The organism is Paenibacillus sp. P5_B5 (assembly GCF_056400365.1).
Genome location: NZ_JBFULK010000017.1, coordinates 1 through 22,551, shown reverse-complemented (window position 1 = coordinate 22,551; position 22,551 = coordinate 1). Strand labels below are relative to the sequence as shown.

The window sequence follows — 22,551 nt, the reverse complement described above, 5'->3', positions numbered from 1 at the left end:
TACAAATTTGTGAATTTTGGAGGCGTTACGATGAAGGTTCAAGTAACTCACGATACGAATACAGTTGATTTTTTCCCCGTCAAAGAGGTTGATTACGTCGAGTTCTATGTAGGTAATGCAAAGCAAACCGCTTATTTCTTCTGTAGAGCTTTTGGTTTCCAGCTTATCGCTTATAGTGGTCTCGAAACTGGGGTCAAGGATCATGTATCTTATGTTCTCGAGCAAAATAAAACACGATTTATCATTAGTGGTGCTCTACTCAATCATCATCCTGCCTCTACTTTTATCAGAGAACATGGAGATGGCGTTAAGGATATTGCACTTAGTGTCGATGATGTCTTAAAGACCTATAACGAAGGTATTTCGCGAGGTGCCATTCCAATTATGGAGCCGACTGTGTATACCGATCAGTTCGGTTCAGTGACAAAGGCAATTATAGGTACCTACGGTGATACGGTTCACACACTAATTGATCGTAGCCAGTATACAGGTGTATTTGCTCCAGGCTTCGAGCCAATTACTGCTGAAGTCAAATTCGAGAACACAGGCATTATTGGGATCGATCATGTTGTAGGTAATGTTGAGCATATGGAAGAATGGGTGTCCTATTATGAGAATGTAATGGGCTTTAAGCAAATGATTCATTTTGATGATAAAGATATTTCGACGGAATACTCTGCACTCATGTCCAAAGTCATGCATAACGGTGGCAGAATTAAATTTCCGATTAATGAACCGGCAACTGGTAAGCGTAAATCACAAATTCAGGAATATCTTGATTATTATAAAGGACCTGGTGTTCAACATATCGCTCTCATCACGAACGATATTATTGCTACTGTTATTGCTCTCAAAAACAATGGCATTGAATTTCTTGCGACACCACATAGCTATTATGAAATGCTACCAGATCGTGTCGGTGTGATTGACGAGGAGCTTGATAAAATTGGTGAGCTTGGAATATTGGTCGATCGTGATGATGATGGTTATTTACTACAAATATTCACCAAACCACTAGTAGACCGCCCTACTTTATTTTTTGAGATTATTCAGCGCAAAGGAGCAGTCGGATTCGGGGATGGGAATTTCAAAGCATTATTCGAATCCATTGAACGAGAACAAGCCAGACGAGGAAATTTATAGAATATAATTCATTTCACAAAGGAACGTGATCTACATGCAGGTTGAACCAGGCTCGCTACAATGGCAGGATGCCTATAAATTAATGATTGGATCAATCGTACCTAGGCCAATCGCGTTCGTCTCTACTATTGATGATCAGGGAGTAGCTAACCTTGCACCCTTCAGCTTTTTTACCGCCATCTGCCCTGATCCGATGATGGTCTGTTTCTCTCCTATGCGAAGAGGGTCAGATGGCGCCATCAAAGATACGCTTAACAATATTATGCAAACACGCGAATTTGTCATCAACATCGTTGGGGAAAGAGTTGCTATCCCTATGAATGACAGCGCGATCGAATTTAGCTCCGAGGTAGATGAATTCGACGCAGTCGGTCTAACTAAGCGTTCTTCCCGCATCGTCAAGCCTCCACTTGTTGAAGAATGTGCCATTCAATTCGAATGTGTATTAGAACAAATACTTGAGTTCGGACAACATCCAGGCTCTGGAAGCCTTGTAATTGGTCGTGTTGTTCTCATTCATGTCGATGATGACCTATATGAGGATGGCAAAATTGATATTTCGAAGCTACAGCCAATCGGACGTATGGCAGGCGCTGTGTTCACTCGTGCCTCAAGTGATACCTTCGTACTTGAACGCAAAAAATTCCCTGGGGAAATGAAGAGGTAATCCATGAAGTTAATTACCTTTGAAGCATTAAATAAACGTACAAGAATAGGTTTCCTTCTTGAGAATATCGTTATCGATCTAGAGGCCATTAGTGAGGGTAAACTACCTTCACTAATGACTGATTTCCTGAATGAGTATGAATATTGCATGCCAATTGCACGACATTATGAACATTATTTGCTCCATCTTAAGGATCCAAATAAGTGGGAACTATTATTCCAAGCATATAAAGCTTATCCATTAGCAGATGTGATTCTTCTTGCCCCCTTACCAAGACCCTCAAGTCTTCGGGACTTCTATGCATTCGAGCAGCATGCCCTGACCTGTAGACGGCAAAGAGGACTCGAGATGGTGAATCAGTGGTATGAGTTCCCTGTTTTTTATTATTCCAATCATCAAGCTATTATTGGACCCGATCGATTAATTGAATGTCCCTCATTATGCCACGAATTAGATTATGAGCTAGAAATAGCTTGTATCATCGGCAAACAAGGGCGCAATATTGCTGCGGACAAGACTGATGATTATATCGCAGGCTACTGCATCATGAACGATTGGAGTGCTCGTGATCTACAACGACAAGAGGTTAAGGTTGGACTCGGACCAGCCAAAGGAAAGGACTTTGCCACTTCGTTAGGACCTTATTTAGTTACGAAGGATGAGCTCGAACCCTATCGAATAGGTGATCGATACAACCTAATCATGACAGCCAAAGTAAATGGCAATTTAATATCACAAGGTAACTTTAAAGACATCTACTATAGCTTCGGTCAGATGATCAAACGTGCATCTGCTGACACCACCCTGTATCCAGGAGATGTCATCGGATCTGGAACAGTTGGAACTGGCTGCATTCTTGAGCTAGGCACAGCTATTCAGCCCTGGCTTCAATCAGGGGATGTTATCGAACTCGAAATAACAGGCCTAGGTATTTTGCGGAATACAATTAAATAGGAGGCGAACGATTATATGCCATTTTATCATCGTATGGGGACGATTCCCCACAAGAGACATACAACGTTTCGTAAGCCAGATGATAGTCTGTACCGTGAACAGGTAATGGGCACCAAAGGCTTCTCTGGCATCCAGTCTATTCTGTATCATCATTATCCCCCTACAGAAGTCATAAGTTCATCTGTACTTGGCAGCTATCTGCCTGTATACGAAGAGACTAGTGCATTAAGACATCGGCATTTTAAAACTAAGCGTTATGTAGCAACAGGTGATGCTGTCTCGAATCGTCAGTATTTTCTGGGAAATGATGATTTATTAATTGGCGTCGTTAATGTAGCTGCCCCAATGGATTATTACTATCGGAATAGCGATGGAGATGAGGTTCTTTTTGTACACCAAGGCTCAGGTCAAGTCGAAACGATGTATGGTACACTCGTCTATCGGACTGGTGATTATATTGTCCTTCCAATAGGAACGATTTACCGAGTTGTGCCTGATCAGGATTCAGTTGATACTCGCATGCTCGTCATTGAAACGAATAGCTGGATTACGACCCCTAAGCGTTATCGCAATGAACATGGACAGTTGCTCGAGAACAGCCCTTTCTGTGAGCGGGATATCCGCTTGCCTGAGCAATTAGTAACTCATACGGAGCAAGGGGAGTTCGAAGTACGCACAAAGGCTCGTGGATCTATGCATGCCATCGTGTTGAATCACCACCCATTAGACGTTGTCGGTTGGGATGGCTTCTTATATCCATGGATCTTCAACATTGCAGATTTTGAACCTATTACAGGTCGCATTCATATGCCACCTCCAACACATCAAACTTTTGAAGGCCATAATTTTGTTATTTGTTCTTTTGTACCAAGGCTTTTTGATTATCACCCACAAGCCATTCCAGCACCTTATTTTCATAGCAATGTAGATAGTGACGAGGTTCTTTATTATGTTGACGGTAATTTCATGAGTCGCAAAGGTGTGGAAGAAGGCTCGATCACCCTTCACCCTGCCGGCATTCCACACGGTCCACACAAAGGCAAGATTGAAGCCAGCATCGGTCAGAAGGCTACTGCAGAGCTTGCCGTAATGATCGACACCTTTAAACCGCTCAAGGTCGTCCGTCAAATAGCGGATACAGAAGAACCTGATTATATGTATAGCTGGATATGAGGCCGATACGATGACTAATTCGAATATAAGCAGCACAGTTTCTATAGCTGATCAGATGAATCAAATGAGGCTTTATCAATTCATGTCTAAATTGGGCTATGAGGATTATGATACTTTCTATGCTAAGTCCATAGCAGATATAGCGTGGTTATGGGATGAAGCTGTTCAGGATATGCATATTCCATGGATGATACCCTATCACCAGATTCTCGATGTATCACATGGTATGAAATGGCCTAATTGGTTCGTAGGCGGTCAACTTAATATCACTCAAGCTGCAATAGATCGTTGGTTAGAAGATGAACTAATGAGTATGCAGCCGGCTATAATTTGGGAGAATGAGCTTGCTGAGCAAGAGACCTACAGCTACAAGCAATTAGCAGATGAAATAGATCGTGCAGCTTATGGTTTACAGGCGCTTGGTCTTATGAAGGGTGATCGAGTCGCAATATATTTACCCATGCTTCCGGAGACAATCATAGCCATGCTAGCCATAGCGAGATTAGGAGCGATTGCCATCCCCATCTACTCCGGCTACGCAGCCTCCACAATTGCTACTCGGCTAAATGCTGCTGGGGCGAAGCTTCTCATTACAGCAGATGGGTATTACCGCAAAGGAAAACAGATCCTGATGAAAGCTGAAGCTGATGCAGCAGCCTTGCAATGTGCAACAATCGATCATGTTATTGTGATTCGTCGTCTTCCTATCGATATTCCTTGGGATGATCATCGAGATCTGAATTGGTCTGCGATCATCCGTCACGATCAACCTGTTAACTCATTTAAGCCAGAACCTATGACAAGCAGTGATCCTCTTATGCTGCTATATACATCAGGTACAACAGGAACCCCTAAGGGTATCATTCATACCCACAGCGGATTTCCGATTAAAGCTGCTTTTGATGCCGGTTATGGAATGGATGTGAAACAGGGAGATACTCTTTGCTGGCTAACCGATATGGGTTGGATGATGGGCCCCTTCATGCTATACGGCGCTTTGTTAAACGGAGCCACTATGGTGTTGTACGATGGAGCACCTGATTACCCTCAGCCAGATCGTTTATGGAAACTAGTTGAACAGCATCACATCACCCATCTAGGCGTTTCCCCTACGCTTATACGTGTACTTATGAGACTAGGGGATCATTGGCATAAGAAACATCGTTTATCCACTCTACGGGTGATTGGTTCGTCGGGAGAACCTTGGAATCGTGATCCGTGGCTCTGGTTATATGAGCAGGTTGGAAATCAGTGCATCCCGATCGTTAATTATTCTGGTGGAACCGAAATTTCTGGCGGTATATTATCGAATATTCTGCTTAAACCGATCGCACCAATTGGCTTTAATAGTCCTTTACCTGGAATGGATGCTGATGTTTATAACAAATCAGGAGAGTCGATAGACAAGGGAATTGGGGAGCTTGTGCTTAAACAACCGTGGGTTGGTATGGCAGCAGGCTTCTGGAACGATACAGAGCGATACGAGCAAACGTATTTCTCACGTTTCACAGATGTGTGGGTGCACGGAGATTGGGTAGAGAAAGATGATGCTGGCTTCTGGTACATTCGTGGGCGCTCAGATGACACGCTGAATATAGCTGGCAAACGACTTGGACCTGCAGAAATGGAATCTGCACTCGTCGAGCATACGGCTGTCCTTGAAGCTGCAACAATTGGCATACCTGACGATATCAAAGGTGAAGTTGCTGTCTGTCTTGTTGTCATCACCCCCTCATATTCTGCCCAGCAGTTTACTATAGAGCTTATGAACGAATTGCTAGCCTTTGTAGAAAGCCGGCTAGGTAAAAGCCTTCGTCCCAAATCGATACATCCTATTGATCAGCTGCCCAAAACACGGAATGGCAAAGTTGTTCGAAGAGCGATTCGTGCAGCTTATCTTGACCTTGATCCCGGAGATATTTCCACGCTGGAGAATCCTGAAATCCTTGAAACAATTCGAGCGCTTTCCTCCAGAAAACTATAAAAAAGCCTATCTTCACCCTCGTTATAGCAGTTCATTTCTGAAGGAAATTAAACAGCTAATTCGAAGATAAAGCATAGGCTGATTTTATTTACAGCATCTGGACGCTTACGTATAAGTTAAAGGTGACGTTAACTGTTTCTCAGAACCCTGCTGAAGCAAATACATGCGGTAGTAGAGCCCCTTCTGGGATAGCAGCGATTGATGATTACCTCTCTCAACAATCTCACCTTTGTGAAGCACAAGAATTTGATCTGCATCTTGAATTGTCGATAGTCTATGAGCAATTGCAATTGTTGTACGACCTTTACGCATTTTATCCAGCGCTGCTTGAATCGCTTCTTCTGTTTCCGTATCGATGCTAGCAGTTGCTTCATCAAGCACGAGTATTTTGGGATTACGTGCCATCGTACGCGCGAATGATAAGAGCTGGCGTTGACCGCTTGAGAATGTTGAGCCTCTTTCACCAACAGGCTCATCATACTGATGAGGCAGCTTACGAATAAAAGCATCAGCTTGCACGAATTCAGCAGCCTGTTCGATCTCATCAATCGATATTTCCTCGTTATGCAACCTGATATTCTGCTTTACATCTCCAGCGAATAAGAATGAATCCTGAAGTACAAGCCCAATCTTAGTACGTAGCTCCAAATCAGAATAAGCTTGTAACGGCACATCGTCGATCAGAATTTGGCCACGTTCTACAGAATAAAAACGCATTTGCAAGTTAATAATCGAGCTCTTGCCACTACCTGTGTGACCCACAAGCGCAATTGTCTCGCCGGGACTCGCAACAAATGAAATATTGCGTAAAACATCTGTTTGACCATCATATGAGAAGCTGACATCACGAAACTCAATTTTCCCTTCGACTACAGATGGATTGTCTTGACCCGCCTGAGCTGGGGCAACCTCCTCCTCATCCATTAAGCCAAATACTCGTTCAGCTGATACAATTGCTTGTTGAAATTCAGTCAGTCGGAACATCATCATATTAATAGGTTCAAAGAATCGTTCCAGATAATTGATAAACGCATAAAGTACCCCAATTTCAACTGGGCCAACTAATGACTCGAATCCAAAGAAACCAAGCACAACCATGATCGCAATCAAGTAAACAAAATCAACAGCTGGTCTAACAAGTAGTCCATTCAGCTTGATTTGTCTCAAATTGGCTTTATAGTGCTCCTTAGTTGTCTGATCAAAAGACTCACGAAATCGCTTTTCTTGGCGCATTGCTTGAACAATGTTCATCCCTTGCAGCGATTCATTCAGCTTGGCATTCAATTGACTCAACTTTTCCCGGGAAATATGAAACACCTTGGAGCTGAGTTTACGATAAACTTGCATCAAAGTAATAATTACGGGTAGCAAGAACAAGCAATACACAGCTAATTGGGCATTAAGGAAGAACATTCCGATAATAATACCAACAATCATTACAATTCCTTGCACAAAAGTAGATAACACGCTGACATACAGCATTTTAATAGATTCCGTATCGTTCGTAATCCGGGATACTAAGCTTCCCCCTGGAGTGCGATCAAAAAACTTAAGGCCTAAATGCTGAATTTTGCTAAATACATCCACTCGAATCTGTTGAATGATCCAATAAGCGATTTTGTTAAAGCTTACTAATTGATAATAAGTAAACACAACGGAAAGCAAATGTAATACCAAATAAATACCACCAAGCATACCAATAGCCTGCCAATCAAAATTACGTGGTGTTAAGTGGTCATCAATGAAAATCTGAATAAGTTTAGGACCGGCTACACTCGATGCTGTTCCTAGAGCCAGAACAATAAAGGCAACAATTAGCGATACACGGTGTGGCTTCATATAGGCAGCTAGTCTACGAACTGTATGCTTGGTCGATAGCTTCTCTGTATGTTGATTATCACTCATTATGCTGATTGCCCCCTTCCGCTACATCTGACTCTAGCTGCTGCTTACGATACATTTCGGCATACCATCTATCGGCTTGCATAAGCTCCTGATGCGTGCCTCTTTCGGCAATTTCTCCATCTTCCATGACAAGAATTAAATCTGCATGCTCGATTGCACTGAGTCTATGTGCAGATATGAACGTTGTTTTGTTCTGTCGATTCGATTGCAACTCAGATAAGATCGATTCTTCAGTTTTGGCATCAACCGCAGAAAGCGCATCGTCAAGCATTAGAATCTGTGGATTCATGAGTAATGCACGAGCAATTGAGATCCGCTGCTTCTGTCCGCCTGAAAGCGTAACACCACGTTCACCAACGATCGTTGCATAGCCTTCGGTAAATTGCATAATATCCTCATGAATACACGCTGATCTAGCTGCAGCATAAATCTCGTCAATCGAAGCATCTGGCTTACCAAAAGCAATATTCTCCGCAATTGTCGCTGAGAATAGAAAATGATCCTGAGGCACATAGCCGATTGCACCTCGAAGTGCATGTAGCGTTACGTCATTAATAGACGTGTCTCCGATCCGAATATCACCTTCACTAATATTAAACTCACGCATGAGGATTCGTAGCAGCGTTGTTTTACCACTGCCTGTTTTACCTACAATCCCAAGCGTTTGCCCCTGGTTTAACTGAAATTGAACATTCCGGAGTGTAGGCTGTTCTTGCTCAGGATATAGGAAACTACGAATATCATAAGTCACATTTCCTTCAGGAACCTCATCACTCGCACCTTCACGCTCCGTAATTTCGGGTTTAACACCCAGCATTAGCTTAATACGATCATAAGAAGCTCTTCCTCGTTCCATAATGTTGAAGAGCATACCAAACGCCAGCATTGGCCAAATGAGATGACCCAAGTAGATCGTAAAGGTCGTTAAATCACCCAAAGTAAATCCATTATCCTGCACAACGTACATGGCTCCAAAGCCAATCGCTAATATATACGAGACACCAATGATTAAAGAAATCGTCGGGTCAAATAAAGCATCAATTTTGGCAACGGCAACATTCTTGTGTACAACGTCTGAGGATAAATTACGAAAGGAGTGAGTTTCAGCTTTTTCTTGACCGAATGCTTTAATCACTCGTACACCAGATACGTTCTCCTGCACCTTATCATTGAGGTCAGAGAAAGCCGCTTGTGCTTTATGAAACCGTTTATGCAGCATATTCCCATAGATATGTGTGGCTAGCGCCATAAAGGGCATTGGAAGCAGCACAATGAGTGTCAGTTGCCAATTGATGAACAGCATGGTGATCGTTACCAAAGCTCCAGCTGTTAGAGAATCTACTAGCGTTAATACGCCATCTCCTGCAGTCGCTTCAACTGCTTGAACATCGTTGGTACTATGTGCCATCAAATCTCCAATTCTTCTTTTATGGAAAAATTGCGGCGACATTCTTGAGAAATGTTGATATAATCCATTACGAAGCTCCCTAGCTAGCCTTAGAGAAGCACCGAATATAAATATTCGCCATACATAACGAAATCCATATGCTAAGCAAGCAAGGACTAGAATGAGTATCAGCCATTCGATCAAGATAGCAGCTGTCAGTGTTTGATTCTGAATGCGATCCACAACTTTTCCAATTATAAATGGAGGGATCAGATTAACTACTGAAACGAGCATGAGAAAGAATACACCTACGATGTAACTTCTCTTTTCCTTTTTGAAAAACCACCATAAATCTCGAAAAATAGCCATGATTTAAAACCCACCTTTTATCTATATCTTTCAACTTTCGGAAGCTTAATCTCCCCTTCCTCCACAACTAGATCCACAGCTTGAGCCGGATGAACAACTAACTAGAGTTACTATATCATGTGTTTATGGTAAAATTCACCTATATATTATCCTAAGCAACGATTGAATGAATAATTCCGTATACGATCGATTTGGAGGGTTATCCATGAAAATTGCTATTACTGGAGGAACGGGCTTCATTGGAAAGCACTTAGCTTCCTTTTATTTAAAAGAGGGCGATGAAGTTATGCTTATCTCGCGTACTTCAACAGGGCAGGTTATAGAAGGGACAACAACGCTAACTTGGGATTCACTAAGCAATAACCCAGCTCAACTGGAAGGCGTTCACGCTATCATTAACTTAGCAGGTGAATCAATCAACCAGCGCTGGTCAGATCAAGCCAAAGAACGCATAGTGCAATCTAGGCTTACTAGTGCATCTGCGATTGCTGCGATCGTTGATCGTCTTGAACATAAGCCAGAAGTCGTTGTTAATGCTTCGGGTATGTCAATTTATGGCATCTCAGAAACCGATACTTACGATGAATATTCACCTGCAAATGTAGGGGATTTCTTATCTTCCGTAGTTAAGGAGTGGGAACAAGCAGCTGATTCAATTCAACATACTAGAATCGTCAAGATTCGAGTTGGCATTGTCCTAGGTTTGGATGGAGGAGCATTTCCTACAATGGCACTTCCCTATAAGCTGTTTGTAGGCGGCAAAATTGGCTCAGGACGTCAATGGATGTCCTGGATTCATATTGATGATATGGTAGGTCTGATTGACTACTGTATACGTAATAGCGACATCTCAGGACCGGTTAACGCAACTGCGCCGAGTCCCGTCCGTAATGCAGAGTTTGGCAGAACATTAGCTGAGGTTCTCCATAAGCCAAATCTATTCCCAATTCCCTCGTTTGTATTTAAACTATTATTCGGTGAATTGTCCACGCTATTACTTGATGGTCAACGAGTACTCCCTCAAGTATTGCTAGATCACGGATATGAGTTTCGTTATCCCCATCTAGACAAAGCATTGAGAGACTTATATCCATAAATGTTCACAGAAAAAACAGTCCTTTAATGCTAGGACTGTTTATTTTACATATTTACTTGCTTTTAGGATTGCTTCATCTTCCGTTTTACCAGTAATATAGCGTCCATTAATAAAAATAAAGGCGAATCTCGAGCATGGACCACAATATGATTTGCATCCGACTTTTATTTCGGCATCGGGTGCCATTTCCTTGAGTTTAGGCAACATGGTTTTGAGTTTAATATGCTTGCACTCATCACAAATTCGGATATCATTAGCCATTAGTGATCTCCGTGGTTACCTTTACTTGGGTTCGTAATCATAAATCCTTCTTCTGGAATAAAGAAGTAATCGATTCGAATCCCGTCCAATAGAGGCTCATTCTTATCAAGTAATACATCGATTCCTTGCTCGGTTTGTGCAACAAAGTCTGTTTCAGTCTGATCATCTAAACCAAGGGCATAATGTGCATGATCACCATGTTTTTGTCCAATTGCTACACGTACCATGAGTCCATTATTTTCTTCTTTATCTAGTTCCATACGTAGCATTTTAGCAGCACTGCGGGAAATTTTGCATTTCATGGTTCAACATCTCTCCTGATAAATGAATTTCATGTCTTATTGTAAAGAAAGATGCCGCTAAAATCAACCAAAGATAAGAATAACGTGCAATTCTTCTAATCTACAAGTCAAATTCGTATCAAATAGAATCTGTTCTATTGCTACAAGCTCATCCTGTGAATGATCTAACGACTTCCTCTACATAATCGAATTTTACATTTTTCTTCTTTTTCATTACTATTAAGTATATCTTATATTTGGAAGGTATGGTGCGTTCATGTTACCTTTTTACAAGAAATACTCCAGAACTATTTTTGACATTGCATTATTATTCATTACTGGATATTTATTCATGCTGCTTTTTAGCTATATTTACGGGATTGCAAAACCCATATTTTGGGGATTCATTATTTTCATGCTCATTGAACCATTTGCCCGGTTTCTGAACAAACGTGGATTCAAGAAAATCATTGCAACCACGATCTCAGCCTTACTATTCATACTTGTTGTTGCAGGTGTACTCGCTGCTTCTGGGGTTATTTTCACACAGCAAATTTTAGGATTTCTTGATAACTTACCCCATTATACAGATACGCTTCAAGATAACATTAACCAAGCGATCCTATTTCTTGAAACCGAAATCGACGCACTTTCACCTGAAATCTTAGCTAAAGTTCAAGAATTCACGCAAAATATTACTTCTAAATTAATGACATTAATCGGAGCTTTATTTAAGGGCTTAGTGACTTCATTGACTTTTATCTCAGGCACTTTAATGAGCACACTGTTTAATCTTGGAATGGCACTTATTCTCGCGTTCTTCCTTTCTGTAGAAATTAGTACATGGAAACGCTTAGCAAATGAAAAAACACCGTCCACTTTTAAGAAAGCTTTTGAGTTTCTTCGAGTAAACGTAATTAAAGGTATTGTAACATACATAAAATCACAGATTAAGCTCGTCTCCCTCACATTTGGGATCGTCTTTATTAGCTTGTTGATATTAGGTGTCAAGAACGCATTTACCCTTGCTCTCATATGCGGTATTGTAGACGTATTGCCTCTACTCGGGGTATCAGCGTTCTTTATCCCTTGGATCACCTATTCCTTCATCGTTGGTGACACGGTTTTTGCAATATGGCTCACTGCTATTCTTGCGCTAGTTCTTATCGTCAGACAAATTCTTGAACCTAAAATTACCGGAGAGTCATTAGGTGTCTCTGCCTTTACGATGTTATCGGCTATGATCATCTCGCTATCCTTATTTGGATTCATGGGCGTTATCTTATCGCCTGTCATCATTATTCTAGTCAAGGCATTATATGATCAGGGATATTTACAAAGCTGGATTCATATGCCTGTTGAAGATTATCCTATTGACCAATTAAATCAAAATCCAAAATCAGATGATGAATAACTATGCAAGTGTAGCAACTTTCCATCCATATGAGTAAATCCAGTAACAGGGGGCAGACATCGTATGATGTCCGCCCCCTGTCTACGCTGACTACGCTGTCTACTCATTGCTTAGCAATGGCTAGGTAATGGCTTTACGTGTCAGAATACAAGGAACACCATGACCAATTGCTCCAGGCTCGTTCATTTTCGCTAAATAATTCAAACCTCTAGTACACGGTGTCTTACACACTTCGCAAGTAGAGGACTCCACAAGTCTCATTACATATTGGATACGACCGTTAGGTAAATCCTTCTTCCTCTTGGTGCTCTTGGCACTACCCTTCGTACTTTTGCCAGCCATACTCATTCCCCCTGATAAACCTGCTCTTACACTATATGAGAAGGTTTACAAAGCGTTCATCAGGGAGTCAACTTCTTTATAAAGACAATCCCTCAAGCAGTATACGTGCCATTTTAGGATAGATAGCAGAAAAATCAGTTATCGGCAACGGATTTACACCATTTCCTAGCTCAATCGTAAAGCCAGGCCGCCGCAGCTCTTGTATGAACCAATCCTTATAACCAGCATCACTACCCGTTAACTTGATCGCTTCATAACCACTAACAGTCGCGAGACGTTCGGCAATTGCTTCTGCGTTAGAGGGCTCCAAGTCTCGATAATTCCAATAGATCTCTTCGCCCTGTGTATGGAGTGCCATAACAAGATCAAAATCCTGCTTTATAGTAAAAGCAGCTAAAGCCTGTGCTTCAGGCTCAGTGAGAGGCGCTTCACCACCAAAATCTCTGCTCGATGGACCCTCAACTAGTCGACGTTCACATTCTGTTTCCCAATAGGCAGGAAACTGATCATTTAAGTCCACACCACGAATATTTGCTTTCCACTGGTTAAAATCTTCCGAATGATCATTCCACTGCAGCAATTGATCTATTCGACCTTGGTCTTGAACAGATTCAATTCCTTGTAAGACCAGATCTACACCATCTGGATTTACCATTGGAATGATCCAAAGCGTGTTCCTTTGGAATAAGGTTGGAATGTGATAATCATACAAGCATTCACCTTCTACATAAGCATGTAGATAGTCTTCTAGGAATTTCATTAATAAGGCCGATGTAATCCATTCATTTGCATGAAACGAAGCATTAACGTGGATCTTGCGATCACCTTCACCTATTTTCAAAGCTAGAATTGACCTACCTAATACACTTTGTCCAATCTCTTCTACTTGTAACATAGGGAATTTGGTAATTAGCTCGGATTGATGGGAGAGTAAATATCGAAAGTCATATTTGTCTGAATCATGAAGTATCATAGCAAAACCCCTCTCAAGCTAGTAATTATTCACATGATCAAATATTCAAAGTTTTCTATATCCAAATTAACATGGTATAATAAAGTCATAAAGAAATCTTTCACAAGAGGTGATTCTAGATGTTATTCCAGAAAATTCTTGTTGCATACGATGGTTCCAAAGCATCTCGTCAAGCTTTAGATAAGGCTATTGCTTTAACGGAAGTTAGCCCTAATGCTACACTAGAAATTGTACACGTATTACAATTCCCTAACTTTGTAATTGGTGAGGCAATGATCAATACGCCAATCTACATTCGTGATGATTATTATCAATCAGCGGAGAAAGTTATTGAGGAAGCTAAACAGATTGTTGCTGAATTATCAATTCGTGTCAATGTAAGCTTACTTGAAGGTGGAGCTGCTGAATCCGTTTTAGAATTTGCAGATTCTAACAACTGCGATTTAATCGTGATCGGTAGCAGAGGACTTGGCGGTATTCGCGAATTTTTCTTAGGAAGCGTTAGTCATAACGTTGTACAGCATGCAAAGATTCCAGTTCTTATTGCTAAGTAATACTGAATTCAACCTTCTTATCTTGTAGAAACGATTTCTGTTTCTTATACATTACCACTATATGCAAAATAACCGGATCCTAGGATCCGGTTTTTAGTTTTTGAATTTATACAAAGCTTGGAACTTGCCATACAACTGGTTTACCGTATATTTGATCCTGTAGCCACGACTCGGTGATTTGCTTAAATATACCTGGTTCTCCTGAGCAGAAAAAATGATGTATAGGTTCTTGATCAGTCGACGCAAGCAAGCTGTTATGATATAACACTGTCGAAATCTCACGTGCGGTTTCATCTGCAGAGGAGATGAGCGCTACATCAGGCCCCATCACTTCCGCGATAACATCCACCAAGAAGGGGTAATGTGTACAACCCAGAATTAAACAATCGATTGGCGAATCCATTAAACAATTCAAGGATTGTTCCACAGTTTGATAGGCCTTATCCCCAGAGAATTCACCATGTTCTACCATAGGTACTAGAGCTGGGCAGGCATGTGAATATATTTCAATATTAGGCGAAATCATTTTGAGCGCTTTATCATAAGCTCCGCTTCGAATGGTTCCTTCTGTACCGATAACGCCTACCTTACCGCTTCTTGTCGTCTTAATTGCAGCTCTGGCACCTGGTGTAATAACAGCGATGACAGGAATTGAGACGCGCTGACGAATATGCTCTAAAGCAACAGCTGCTGCAGTATTACAAGCAATTACAATCATTTTGGGATTAAAATTCAGTAAATAATCTACAATTTGTGTCGTAAACAATTTCACTTCTTCCGGATTTCTAGGACCATATGGTGCTCGTGCGGTATCACCGAAGTAGATGATCTTCTCTTGGGGAAGCTGACGCATGACTTCTTTTACAACAGTTAATCCTCCGACACCGGAGTCAAGAATGGCTATTGCTTGCTGCACTAATACACGCTTCCTTTACAATGAAATCAGGTCTAATACACTCGTTAGAATATGAAGAATATGGTGAAAACGTACCAATTATACCAAATATGACTTTATAATGACAATCCAATTCTTATTTTCGAGCAGCTCTCCACACGAAAATTTGAATGATCGTAATTAGGAGGAAGGCTGTCCAGGCAAGTAAGGGAATCGTAATAAATCCTAACCAATTAATATAGTCCGAATCGCAAGGAACAAGCCCACAACCATTACTTACAGATTTGAACAAATCCGTCTTCTGTAATAAATAATGATAACTAGAAACACCAAATCCAATTATTGAGAATGGCAGTATGTAATGATATTGATGATTATCTTTACGTATGATTGAAATTGTTAACAGTAACACAAGCGGGTACATCAATATTCGTTGATACCAGCATAATTTGCAGGGTTCATAATGCATTACTTCGGAAAAATACAAGCTTCCTAGCATAGCAACCAATGCAACAACCCAAGACATCAGCATACCATTCTGTAAAAAAAACTGTTTCCAACCTCTACTCACCAAGAACACTCCCCATCAAATACAGATACAGATACAAATACAAGAAGAAACAGCCTCGATCGCCCTATTATTGGACGGATGCGTATCTTGACGTGATATTCAGAATTAAATAAGCTTAAGCGAACTAAATCCTGTAATCCTGTATCACAAAATCCAGACTGCCACATGAATCTCATACGGCAGTCTGCTATGATTATCTTCATTATACATTTATTTTGACGTAAGTACGAGTTCTTGTTCCTCTTCTTCTTCAGCTACAATTCTTGAAGCAATCGTAGCTACCTTCTCTTCTATGTCATCGGAATCCTCTGTTTGCCAAGAACGCGCACCTTCTACTACTTGACTAGCTACTTCTTTGGCTTTATGAATGAATTCTGTTGTTTGAGTACCTATGTTACGAGCAATTTCTTGTGTCTTGTCACTTACAACTTGATAACCTTCTGCAATATCAGACCTAAGCTCACTCCCTGACTTCGGCGCAAATAATAATGCTGTGACAGCTCCCACAACTCCACCAATCAAAGATCCAATCATAAAGGTTTTCACATTACGTTTTTCCATTTCAGATCACTCCTTCGTATTTCGTTCAGCATGTTCGTTAGTTCGACCTTGCTTGCGATAGAACTCTTGTACTCGCCTCATACAATCTAGACCTACCTGCAGCCAGTCTGTCACCGTACTTGATTCTGAGAATGAAGAGTCTGACTGAGTGCTTGACGACTGCTTCTGCTTAGAGGATTGAGCGCTCGCTTTATCTTCTGCTTTATCACCAGCAAACTTCATCAGGAAATCACTAGACCTTCGTACAAGTGCTGCGATTCCATTTAAAGATTGACCAAGGTCCACAATCGTATCGTATACACCTTGCATCTGGCGCAATTTTACATGCAAATCATCGAGCATACCTCGCATTGCCCGCATGAGTTGCCTCGAAAGTCTAGCAGTTTCATCAAGCGTATGCGTGATTTGTGTTAGCGACGCATCCATCTTACGCATCAGCGCTTTGGCCCTTTGTAGCGTCCAGATGAGATAAATCACAAGTACAACGAAAGCTAAAGCAGCACTAACCGCACTTATTTCATACCAACTCACTCTCAGACACCTCCCATACCTCAGAATCTTAGTTAAGCTGCAATAACACACTAAACATTTTAAGGCTACAGTCTAGGCGAACGCCTAGAAGATAATACAGTATAAGTAACAGGTAAGTGTTTTGACACTCGTTTTAAATAAAAAAAACACCCGGATTGTCTACAGAAACAATCCAGGTGCTTAGAGATCAAGCTATCTTGAACAACATTCATTATCTATTTGAGATCTTATCATGATGCATTATTAATAACAGATCATATCATTAGGTCAGTACTTGTAGATGTGATTTGATTTGTGTAACAGCCTCTTCGACATTATTCGCCTGACATTCTACTTTAGTAGTGTCATATTGCTGTCCAGCAAATTCATAGCGTGAATCATAATAATATTGAAGTAGCAGCTCAATCGCTTCATCAAATCGCTTCGTTCTTAGTGCTTGCTCGATTTGTAAAGCGATCGGTGTATGGATTCGTTTCTGAATAAACTGGAACGCCTCTAAGCAAGCTTCTTCATGCTTATTCGGTTGATAGTCCTCCATTATGTTCTCCACTCGCACAGCAATAGGCAGCTCAATTTGAATTTGAGTTCCTTTGGCTTTGGCTTCAACAAGGAATGGAGGAAGCACAACTTTACCAATCCGCTTACTTTCGGCTTCGACAAGTACATAAGGCGAATCATTCCACTTGAGCAGTTCTTCGAGTAATAGGGATTCAAAAGCCTTCTGATTATTCGATACTAAGCCAATACCACCGAATATGGAGCCACGATGACCTGCAAGCTGCTCTAAATCAATAACGGGGTAGCCCTGCTCGGCAAGTGCATGTAATATCTTCGTCTTACCCGTTCCTGTATGCCCACTTAGTACAATACATTTTGGCTTAAAATGAAACTGTTCAAGAGTAGACAAAACCCATTGTCGATAAGTGCGTATACCACCACTAAGGCGATATACGTGAATCCCCATCAGGGAAAGCACTGTGGCCGTCGTTTTACTGCGCATTCCACCTCGCCAGCAGAACACTACTTTGCGTTCAGGTATTTCTGCAAATTGCTTGACAAATGATGGTAGCTTCGCAGACATAATCTCGAGTCCGCGTTCCTTAGCTTGCTGAACCGATACCTGCTTGTAAAGTGTGCCTATTTCCTCGCGCTCTGCATCATCAAAGAATGGAATATTGATGCTTCCAGGAATCGTAAACTCTGCCCATTCACTTGGAGAGCGTACATCTATCATTTGTAGCTTATCAGCTTTACGCATCTCGAATAATTCTTCGAGCGTTATATCTTGAAACATCTGTTTATGACACCCCTTAGGTGGATTTATTCGCGTGTCGCATCCGCCACAAGGATATGACCAGGATGATCGGTAACAACTTCACCGATCATCCGTGCGTCGACGCCTGCCGTATGCAGCGCAGCGAGCAAGGCGTCAGCGTTCTCTGGGGCTGCTGCCATGAGCAGCCCACCGCTCGTCACCGCATCACACAGAATCCATTGGCCAATCTGATCAATGGAAGGTGCGAAGGTGACGCAGTCTGCTACGTGCGCGTGATTGTTCTTGGTGCCGCCTGGTACATTACCTGCTTCTGCTAGCTCGCGGACGCGAGGAAGTACCGGCACCAAATCAGCGCTAACGCGAATTCCCATTCCGCTGCCTTTAGCCATCTCAGCGGTATGACCAAGCAGGCCGAAGCCAGTTATGTCCGTGCATGCATGCACGTCGTAATTTGCCATTACTTCGGCCGCAGCTTTGTTCAGCGTGGTCATAACGTTCGTGACCCGCGCAACTTCTTCCTCGCTCAGCAGATCTTTTTTGATCGAGGTCGTAAGAATACCCACACCGATCGGCTTCGTCAGGATCAGCTTATCACCTGGCTTCGCCCCAGCATTCGTGCGTACCTTGTCCGGGTGAATAACCCCTGTAACAGCAAGCCCAAACTTTGGCTCGTTATCGTCAATTGAATGGCCTCCAACAAGCGTCGCTCCGGCTTCTTGTACTTTATCCGCAGCACCACGCAAGATATCTGCTAGAACTGATTTATCAAGCTTTTTGATCGGGAAAGCAACAATATTAAGAACGGTTAGTGGTTTGCCACCCATTGCATACACATCACTAAGTGCATTCGCCGCAGCAACCTGTCCAAACGAATAAGGATCATCCACAATTGGAGTAAAGAAATCTACTGTTTGTACAAGAGCAATATCATCTGTAAGTTTATAAACACCAGCATCATCGCTTGTATCGATGCCAACAAGTAAATTCGGATTAGGTTCACCCTTTGGTAATTTACTGAGTACCCCCATCAGTTCACCAGGCCCAATTTTACAACCACAGCCACCCTTGCTAGACAGGGATGTTAATTTTATTTGATCAGACATTCTTTGTTCGTCCACTATAATTCATCCTTTCGCTATGCAACATAGATTAACTACCTTATTCATTGTATGACCGCTGTTCGAACTTGTCCACTCGGAATCATGGTTGACTAGACTTTTAATAGGAATAAGCACATACTTAAATTAATTCCCATAACAGAAAGGAACATACATCGATGAATACTCAACAAGGACTTGCTCTAATGGAACAAACACGGACAATCGCTATTGTGCGAGGAATTGAACCTAAGCACATTATATCTGTCGCAGAAGCATTACTTGCTGGTGGCATCTCGATCATGGAAGTCACACTCAATACACTAGGTGCTACTGCAATGATTACCGAATTACAAGAAAAGATAGGCGATCGGATGTTTATCGGTGCTGGCACCGTGCTTGATATGGATGATGCACATAAAGCGATTGAAGCTGGAGCTTCATTCTTCGTAACACCGAATGTTGATGAAGATGTTATCCGTTATGCCTCTAATCGCGGGATTCCGATCTATCCTGGAGCTATGACACCAACTGAGGTCGTCCGTGCATGGAAAGCAGGCGCTACAGCAATTAAGGTGTTCCCTACTTCTATTCTTGGATCGAGATATATTAAAGAATTACAAGGACCTTTATCCGATGTCCCCATGCTGGCTGTTGGTGGTGTCCGTGAAGATAACATTACAGAATTTATGGAAGCAGGTTGTCATGGTTTTGGAATTGGAGGCGTCTTATTCAATCGTAATGATATCGATCAAGGCCACTATCAATCCATCACCGACACAGCCTCACGTATAACTGGAACCATTCAAACCTATTTGAAAGCCCAAGCTTGATAGAACGCTAACACATACTTGCTCACACTAGCTCACTAGTATAGCACACCGATCTATTCGTACTACAAAAATGAATCATGCATTTTAACACCAAAAAACACCGAGTGGGAGAATTCTTCTACTCGGTGTTCAATATTTACGATTATTCTAGAACTTACTGTCCTAATTCTTTCTTGATGAATGCATGTACATCATTGTCGAATTGACTTAGCAAGCTTGGCAGTTCTTCCATTAACGGATGGTAATCTGCTCGCTCCCATGCTGTAAAATCCTGTGCCAGTGGTCTCCGAAGCTGAACCAGTCTTAATAACCCCGCTGCAACCTCTTTATCAAAAACCTGTTCACCTTCTAGAATCTCAATAATATCTTCATAGGAAGAAGCGTCGCGCATGATGAATCCATCAATCATCAAGCTACCAACATCCGTTACGGTTTCAATAGCTAAATGCAAGGTGCGTTCCTGGGCAAATTGCCCCACAATTTGATTGTTATCCCATGATTGCTTAAGTGCCGAACATGCTTCAATTAGTGTAGGAATAAATGCTAGACGCGTTGCGATTTGTTGCTCGTTCACATAATACATGAGTTATTTGGGTCTCCTTTTTTTGCGTATTTTGGTCCAAAGGATCATGCAACCAAAAAAAACGATAACAATAACAATTAGAAGAATGGCTTGCATGACATATTCTAAACTTAGGCCGCTACTCTCGCTCAAAACTATTCACCTTCATTTTCTAACAATTCTATTTATAATGCCGATTCTGACAATCTACTCTTCAGTGTAGTCGTTATAAACGCATAGCGTCAACCCTCATCCTTAGATGTTCATGAATCGTTACGATTTGAAAACCTGAAATCATCCTTTAAAACTTGCAAGCAGTGCCCACTTTCGTTGTTGGCGACGAGAATATTTAGGTAAACTCTTATAAACCTGCTTCACTTCTTGGAACGCCTTCTTCGCCTCATCCCCTTTATCAAGAGTTTGATATAACTGTCCAAGACGATAATAGGCTTCACATGAAGAAGAGTTCATGGTACGAAATTGGTCAAGCATTGCAAAAGCTTTAGCTGGCTCACCTGTTGCAGCATACGCCTCGCCGAGTCGTAAGTAAGGCTCACCATATTTCACACGTGGATTTAGCTCAAGCGCACGATTGATCATCACTTCTCCTTGCTTCAAATCTCCGATCTTTAAATAACAAAGCCCTAGATCAGCATGAACATCAGCAGAATCTGTCATTCGCTCTTTTGTCTGCTCCAGCCACCCAATCGCTTCTTGATACTTCTTCTTTTCCATTAACAACCTTGCAAGCTCTACCTTACCTGAAGTAAAATGCGGATTTAATCGTAATTCTTGGCGGAGTCGAGCTATATTTCTGCTAACCTTAAAAGGACGTATTAAGCTCGGTGTAAGCCCGATAAATCTCCGATCAATAAAGTATAAAATAACCAATAGGATGATGAGTGCGATAAATGGATTTCCAAATAGATACCACAAAAATCCGAATCCAAGTATTTTAGTCAAATTTAGCCCTCCCACTATAATTCATGTTTTCTCTTTTTGGAGTTTAGACTTAAGTATACCAAAATTGTCAGTCAATGGCCTATAATATCAGAGAAAATCAGCCCGGGAAAGTTCTTAAATTAGAGCAACCTCCGAAATGTCCAGATTGGTTGCCTCCTATGTAATTCAATGATTATTCATATAATTCTTCGTTTTTTACATTGCTATTCATGTATACTTAGACTATTAAATCTACTGTTACAACTAATTTATACTATTTGGGGGATTCATTATGAATGAGGTTCAAGCTGCACGATGGGCCAAAATACGAGATAAAGGAAGAAACCGGTTCATTGTATGTTATGGAATAATTGCCTGTGGTGTATTGTTTACTGCTCTGTTTTCAATTATTGAACTTATATCTAACGATGTAATTACACCTATGTATATCCTTATGCGTTTTTTTGTATTTAGCGTAATTGGTATTATTGTTGCGAATAAGATATGGGAAAACAAAGATCGAAAATTTCTGGAGCAATCTAAATCAACTACGAAGTAAATAAATCTAATCAAAATGAAATATGCTCTAGTTCAAGATCTTAATAAAAAAAGCCGTTTGCATAAATTCGATGTGGTATTATCCCCTTTAAGTAGACACTCAAAAAAAACCGTCATGTTATCATGAGGGTTGGGAGTGACTCTTGGAGGGGATATTTTTATGGCTAAAAAAGGACAATCATTTCAAACATATACAGAAGAATTCAAACTGAAGGCGGTCAA

The 22,551-nt window shown here is 41.4% G+C and carries 24 protein-coding genes; 10 read left to right on the top strand and 14 right to left on the bottom strand.

The window, feature by feature from the left end; translation table 11 throughout:
* Positions 1 to 30: 30 nt before the first annotated feature.
* From hppD to AC1DOK_RS19735, 5 genes are read left to right on the top strand one after another with little or no spacing between them, the layout of a single operon-like run.
* Positions 31 to 1,143, top strand: coding sequence for a 4-hydroxyphenylpyruvate dioxygenase (hppD, locus tag AC1DOK_RS19755; protein WP_477556041.1), 1,113 nt, complete (start codon positions 31 to 33; stop codon positions 1,141 to 1,143).
* Positions 1,144 to 1,177: 34 nt separating this feature from the next.
* Positions 1,178 to 1,810 (top strand): flavin reductase family protein, encoded by a 633-nt coding sequence (locus AC1DOK_RS19750; RefSeq protein WP_477556040.1) that lies wholly within the window; start codon positions 1,178 to 1,180, stop codon positions 1,808 to 1,810.
* 3 nt (positions 1,811 to 1,813) lie between these two features.
* Positions 1,814 to 2,764 carry a fumarylacetoacetate hydrolase family protein gene (locus AC1DOK_RS19745; RefSeq protein WP_477556039.1) on the top strand — a complete coding sequence of 317 codons (951 nt, stop codon included), beginning with the start codon at positions 1,814 to 1,816 and terminating at the stop codon, positions 2,762 to 2,764.
* A gap of 15 nt (positions 2,765 to 2,779) precedes the next feature.
* Positions 2,780 to 3,937, top strand: a complete 1,158-nt coding sequence (locus AC1DOK_RS19740) for a homogentisate 1,2-dioxygenase (protein ID WP_477556038.1) — start codon at positions 2,780 to 2,782, stop codon at positions 3,935 to 3,937.
* Positions 3,938 to 3,947: 10 nt separating this feature from the next.
* The gene (locus AC1DOK_RS19735; protein WP_477556037.1) at positions 3,948 to 5,921 is read left to right on the top strand and encodes an AMP-binding protein; all 1,974 of its coding nucleotides are present in this window, start codon (positions 3,948 to 3,950) and stop codon (positions 5,919 to 5,921) included.
* 105 nt (positions 5,922 to 6,026) lie between these two features.
* Here AC1DOK_RS19735 and AC1DOK_RS19730 read toward each other — a convergent pair whose 3' ends face one another.
* Positions 6,027 to 7,826 (bottom strand): ABC transporter ATP-binding protein, encoded by a 1,800-nt coding sequence (locus tag AC1DOK_RS19730; protein ID WP_477556036.1) that lies wholly within the window; start codon positions 7,824 to 7,826, stop codon positions 6,027 to 6,029.
* Positions 7,819 to 9,582: an ABC transporter transmembrane domain-containing protein gene (locus tag AC1DOK_RS19725; RefSeq protein WP_477556035.1), complete on the bottom strand. Its 1,764-nt coding sequence runs from the start codon at positions 9,580 to 9,582 to the stop codon at positions 7,819 to 7,821. Before AC1DOK_RS19725 ends, AC1DOK_RS19730 begins: the two co-directional genes overlap by 8 nt.
* A 205-nt stretch (positions 9,583 to 9,787) precedes the next feature.
* Here AC1DOK_RS19725 and AC1DOK_RS19720 point away from each other — a divergent pair, with 205 nt between their 5' ends.
* Positions 9,788 to 10,678, top strand: coding sequence for a TIGR01777 family oxidoreductase (locus tag AC1DOK_RS19720; protein ID WP_477556034.1), 891 nt, complete (start codon positions 9,788 to 9,790; stop codon positions 10,676 to 10,678).
* Between the two features lie 39 nt (positions 10,679 to 10,717).
* Here the strand turns inward: AC1DOK_RS19720 and AC1DOK_RS19715 are convergent, their stop codons facing one another.
* Complete coding sequence (locus AC1DOK_RS19715; protein WP_477556033.1) at positions 10,718 to 10,939, bottom strand: YuzB family protein; 222 nt, start codon at positions 10,937 to 10,939, stop codon at positions 10,718 to 10,720.
* Positions 10,939 to 11,241, bottom strand: a complete 303-nt coding sequence (locus tag AC1DOK_RS19710) for an iron-sulfur cluster assembly accessory protein (protein WP_477556032.1) — start codon at positions 11,239 to 11,241, stop codon at positions 10,939 to 10,941. Before AC1DOK_RS19710 ends, AC1DOK_RS19715 begins: the two co-directional genes overlap by 1 nt.
* Positions 11,242 to 11,497: 256 nt before the next feature.
* On the opposite strand from AC1DOK_RS19710, the gene ytvI reads away from it, so the two are divergent.
* Entirely contained in the window at positions 11,498 to 12,634 is a 1,137-nt protein-coding gene (gene ytvI, locus AC1DOK_RS19705) for a sporulation integral membrane protein YtvI (protein ID WP_477556031.1), read from the top strand.
* Positions 12,635 to 12,754: 120 nt separating this feature from the next.
* On the opposite strand, the gene AC1DOK_RS19700 is transcribed toward ytvI, so the two are convergent.
* Together AC1DOK_RS19700 and AC1DOK_RS19695 are read right to left on the bottom strand one after the other, a co-directional pair.
* Positions 12,755 to 12,976: a hypothetical protein gene (locus tag AC1DOK_RS19700; protein ID WP_477556030.1), complete on the bottom strand. Its 222-nt coding sequence runs from the start codon at positions 12,974 to 12,976 to the stop codon at positions 12,755 to 12,757.
* A gap of 76 nt (positions 12,977 to 13,052) precedes the next feature.
* Positions 13,053 to 13,949 (bottom strand): M14 family metallopeptidase, encoded by an 897-nt coding sequence (locus AC1DOK_RS19695; RefSeq protein ID WP_477556029.1) that lies wholly within the window; start codon positions 13,947 to 13,949, stop codon positions 13,053 to 13,055.
* 119 nt (positions 13,950 to 14,068) lie between these two features.
* Between AC1DOK_RS19695 and AC1DOK_RS19690 the strand changes: the two genes are divergently transcribed.
* On the top strand, positions 14,069 to 14,503 hold the full coding sequence (locus tag AC1DOK_RS19690; protein WP_477556028.1) for a universal stress protein: 435 nt from the start codon (positions 14,069 to 14,071) through the stop codon (positions 14,501 to 14,503).
* A gap of 106 nt (positions 14,504 to 14,609) precedes the next feature.
* Here the strand turns inward: AC1DOK_RS19690 and racE are convergent, their stop codons facing one another.
* The 6 genes from racE to selD all read right to left on the bottom strand — a co-directional run bounded on the left by racE (position 14,610) and on the right by selD (position 19,440).
* On the bottom strand, positions 14,610 to 15,419 hold the full coding sequence (gene racE, locus AC1DOK_RS19685) for a glutamate racemase (protein ID WP_477556027.1): 810 nt from the start codon (positions 15,417 to 15,419) through the stop codon (positions 14,610 to 14,612).
* Positions 15,420 to 15,534: 115 nt separating this feature from the next.
* Positions 15,535 to 15,930, bottom strand: coding sequence for a disulfide oxidoreductase (locus AC1DOK_RS19680; RefSeq protein WP_477556099.1), 396 nt, complete (start codon positions 15,928 to 15,930; stop codon positions 15,535 to 15,537).
* A gap of 249 nt (positions 15,931 to 16,179) precedes the next feature.
* A complete protein-coding gene (locus AC1DOK_RS19675; RefSeq protein WP_477556026.1) occupies positions 16,180 to 16,530 on the bottom strand; it encodes a YtxH domain-containing protein in 351 nt (116 codons plus the stop codon).
* Between the two features lie 6 nt (positions 16,531 to 16,536).
* Positions 16,537 to 17,061 carry a DUF948 domain-containing protein gene (locus tag AC1DOK_RS19670; protein ID WP_477556025.1) on the bottom strand — a complete coding sequence of 175 codons (525 nt, stop codon included), beginning with the start codon at positions 17,059 to 17,061 and terminating at the stop codon, positions 16,537 to 16,539.
* Between the two features lie 262 nt (positions 17,062 to 17,323).
* On the bottom strand, positions 17,324 to 18,355 hold the full coding sequence (gene mnmH, locus AC1DOK_RS19665; RefSeq protein WP_477556024.1) for a tRNA 2-selenouridine(34) synthase MnmH: 1,032 nt from the start codon (positions 18,353 to 18,355) through the stop codon (positions 17,324 to 17,326).
* Positions 18,356 to 18,381: 26 nt separating this feature from the next.
* On the bottom strand, positions 18,382 to 19,440 hold the full coding sequence (selD, locus tag AC1DOK_RS19660; RefSeq protein ID WP_477556098.1) for a selenide, water dikinase SelD: 1,059 nt from the start codon (positions 19,438 to 19,440) through the stop codon (positions 18,382 to 18,384).
* A gap of 173 nt (positions 19,441 to 19,613) precedes the next feature.
* On the opposite strand from selD, the gene AC1DOK_RS19655 reads away from it, so the two are divergent.
* Complete coding sequence (locus AC1DOK_RS19655) at positions 19,614 to 20,267, top strand: bifunctional 4-hydroxy-2-oxoglutarate aldolase/2-dehydro-3-deoxy-phosphogluconate aldolase (protein WP_477556023.1); 654 nt, start codon at positions 19,614 to 19,616, stop codon at positions 20,265 to 20,267.
* A gap of 154 nt (positions 20,268 to 20,421) precedes the next feature.
* On the opposite strand, the gene AC1DOK_RS19650 is transcribed toward AC1DOK_RS19655, so the two are convergent.
* Together AC1DOK_RS19650 and AC1DOK_RS19645 are read right to left on the bottom strand one after the other, a co-directional pair.
* Positions 20,422 to 20,850: a DUF86 domain-containing protein gene (locus tag AC1DOK_RS19650; protein WP_477556022.1), complete on the bottom strand. Its 429-nt coding sequence runs from the start codon at positions 20,848 to 20,850 to the stop codon at positions 20,422 to 20,424.
* A gap of 273 nt (positions 20,851 to 21,123) precedes the next feature.
* Positions 21,124 to 21,792, bottom strand: coding sequence for a tetratricopeptide repeat protein (locus tag AC1DOK_RS19645; RefSeq protein WP_477556021.1), 669 nt, complete (start codon positions 21,790 to 21,792; stop codon positions 21,124 to 21,126).
* A gap of 271 nt (positions 21,793 to 22,063) precedes the next feature.
* Here AC1DOK_RS19645 and AC1DOK_RS19640 point away from each other — a divergent pair, with 271 nt between their 5' ends.
* A complete protein-coding gene (locus tag AC1DOK_RS19640; protein ID WP_477556020.1) occupies positions 22,064 to 22,330 on the top strand; it encodes a hypothetical protein in 267 nt (88 codons plus the stop codon).
* The last annotated feature ends 221 nt before the right edge of the window (positions 22,331 to 22,551 follow it).

Coding starts and splice junctions, on each gene's coding strand:
- hppD (WP_477556041.1), top strand. CDS start 31: ATGAAGGTTCAAGTAACTCACGATACGAATACAGTTGATTTTTTCCCC.
- AC1DOK_RS19750 (WP_477556040.1), top strand. CDS start 1,178: ATGCAGGTTGAACCAGGCTCGCTACAATGGCAGGATGCCTATAAATTA.
- AC1DOK_RS19745 (WP_477556039.1), top strand. CDS start 1,814: ATGAAGTTAATTACCTTTGAAGCATTAAATAAACGTACAAGAATAGGT.
- AC1DOK_RS19740 (WP_477556038.1), top strand. CDS start 2,780: ATGCCATTTTATCATCGTATGGGGACGATTCCCCACAAGAGACATACA.
- AC1DOK_RS19735 (WP_477556037.1), top strand. CDS start 3,948: ATGACTAATTCGAATATAAGCAGCACAGTTTCTATAGCTGATCAGATG.
- AC1DOK_RS19730 (WP_477556036.1), bottom strand. CDS start 7,826: ATGAGTGATAATCAACATACAGAGAAGCTATCGACCAAGCATACAGTT.
- AC1DOK_RS19725 (WP_477556035.1), bottom strand. CDS start 9,582: ATGGCTATTTTTCGAGATTTATGGTGGTTTTTCAAAAAGGAAAAGAGA.
- AC1DOK_RS19720 (WP_477556034.1), top strand. CDS start 9,788: ATGAAAATTGCTATTACTGGAGGAACGGGCTTCATTGGAAAGCACTTA.
- AC1DOK_RS19715 (WP_477556033.1), bottom strand. CDS start 10,939: ATGGCTAATGATATCCGAATTTGTGATGAGTGCAAGCATATTAAACTC.
- AC1DOK_RS19710 (WP_477556032.1), bottom strand. CDS start 11,241: ATGAAATGCAAAATTTCCCGCAGTGCTGCTAAAATGCTACGTATGGAA.
- ytvI (WP_477556031.1), top strand. CDS start 11,498: ATGTTACCTTTTTACAAGAAATACTCCAGAACTATTTTTGACATTGCA.
- AC1DOK_RS19700 (WP_477556030.1), bottom strand. CDS start 12,976: ATGGCTGGCAAAAGTACGAAGGGTAGTGCCAAGAGCACCAAGAGGAAG.
- AC1DOK_RS19695 (WP_477556029.1), bottom strand. CDS start 13,949: ATGATACTTCATGATTCAGACAAATATGACTTTCGATATTTACTCTCC.
- AC1DOK_RS19690 (WP_477556028.1), top strand. CDS start 14,069: ATGTTATTCCAGAAAATTCTTGTTGCATACGATGGTTCCAAAGCATCT.
- AC1DOK_RS19680 (WP_477556099.1), bottom strand. CDS start 15,930: ATGCTGATGTCTTGGGTTGTTGCATTGGTTGCTATGCTAGGAAGCTTG.
- AC1DOK_RS19675 (WP_477556026.1), bottom strand. CDS start 16,530: ATGGAAAAACGTAATGTGAAAACCTTTATGATTGGATCTTTGATTGGT.
- mnmH (WP_477556024.1), bottom strand. CDS start 18,355: ATGTTTCAAGATATAACGCTCGAAGAATTATTCGAGATGCGTAAAGCT.
- selD (WP_477556098.1), bottom strand. CDS start 19,440: ATGTCTGATCAAATAAAATTAACATCCCTGTCTAGCAAGGGTGGCTGT.
- AC1DOK_RS19655 (WP_477556023.1), top strand. CDS start 19,614: ATGAATACTCAACAAGGACTTGCTCTAATGGAACAAACACGGACAATC.
- AC1DOK_RS19650 (WP_477556022.1), bottom strand. CDS start 20,850: ATGTATTATGTGAACGAGCAACAAATCGCAACGCGTCTAGCATTTATT.
- AC1DOK_RS19640 (WP_477556020.1), top strand. CDS start 22,064: ATGAATGAGGTTCAAGCTGCACGATGGGCCAAAATACGAGATAAAGGA.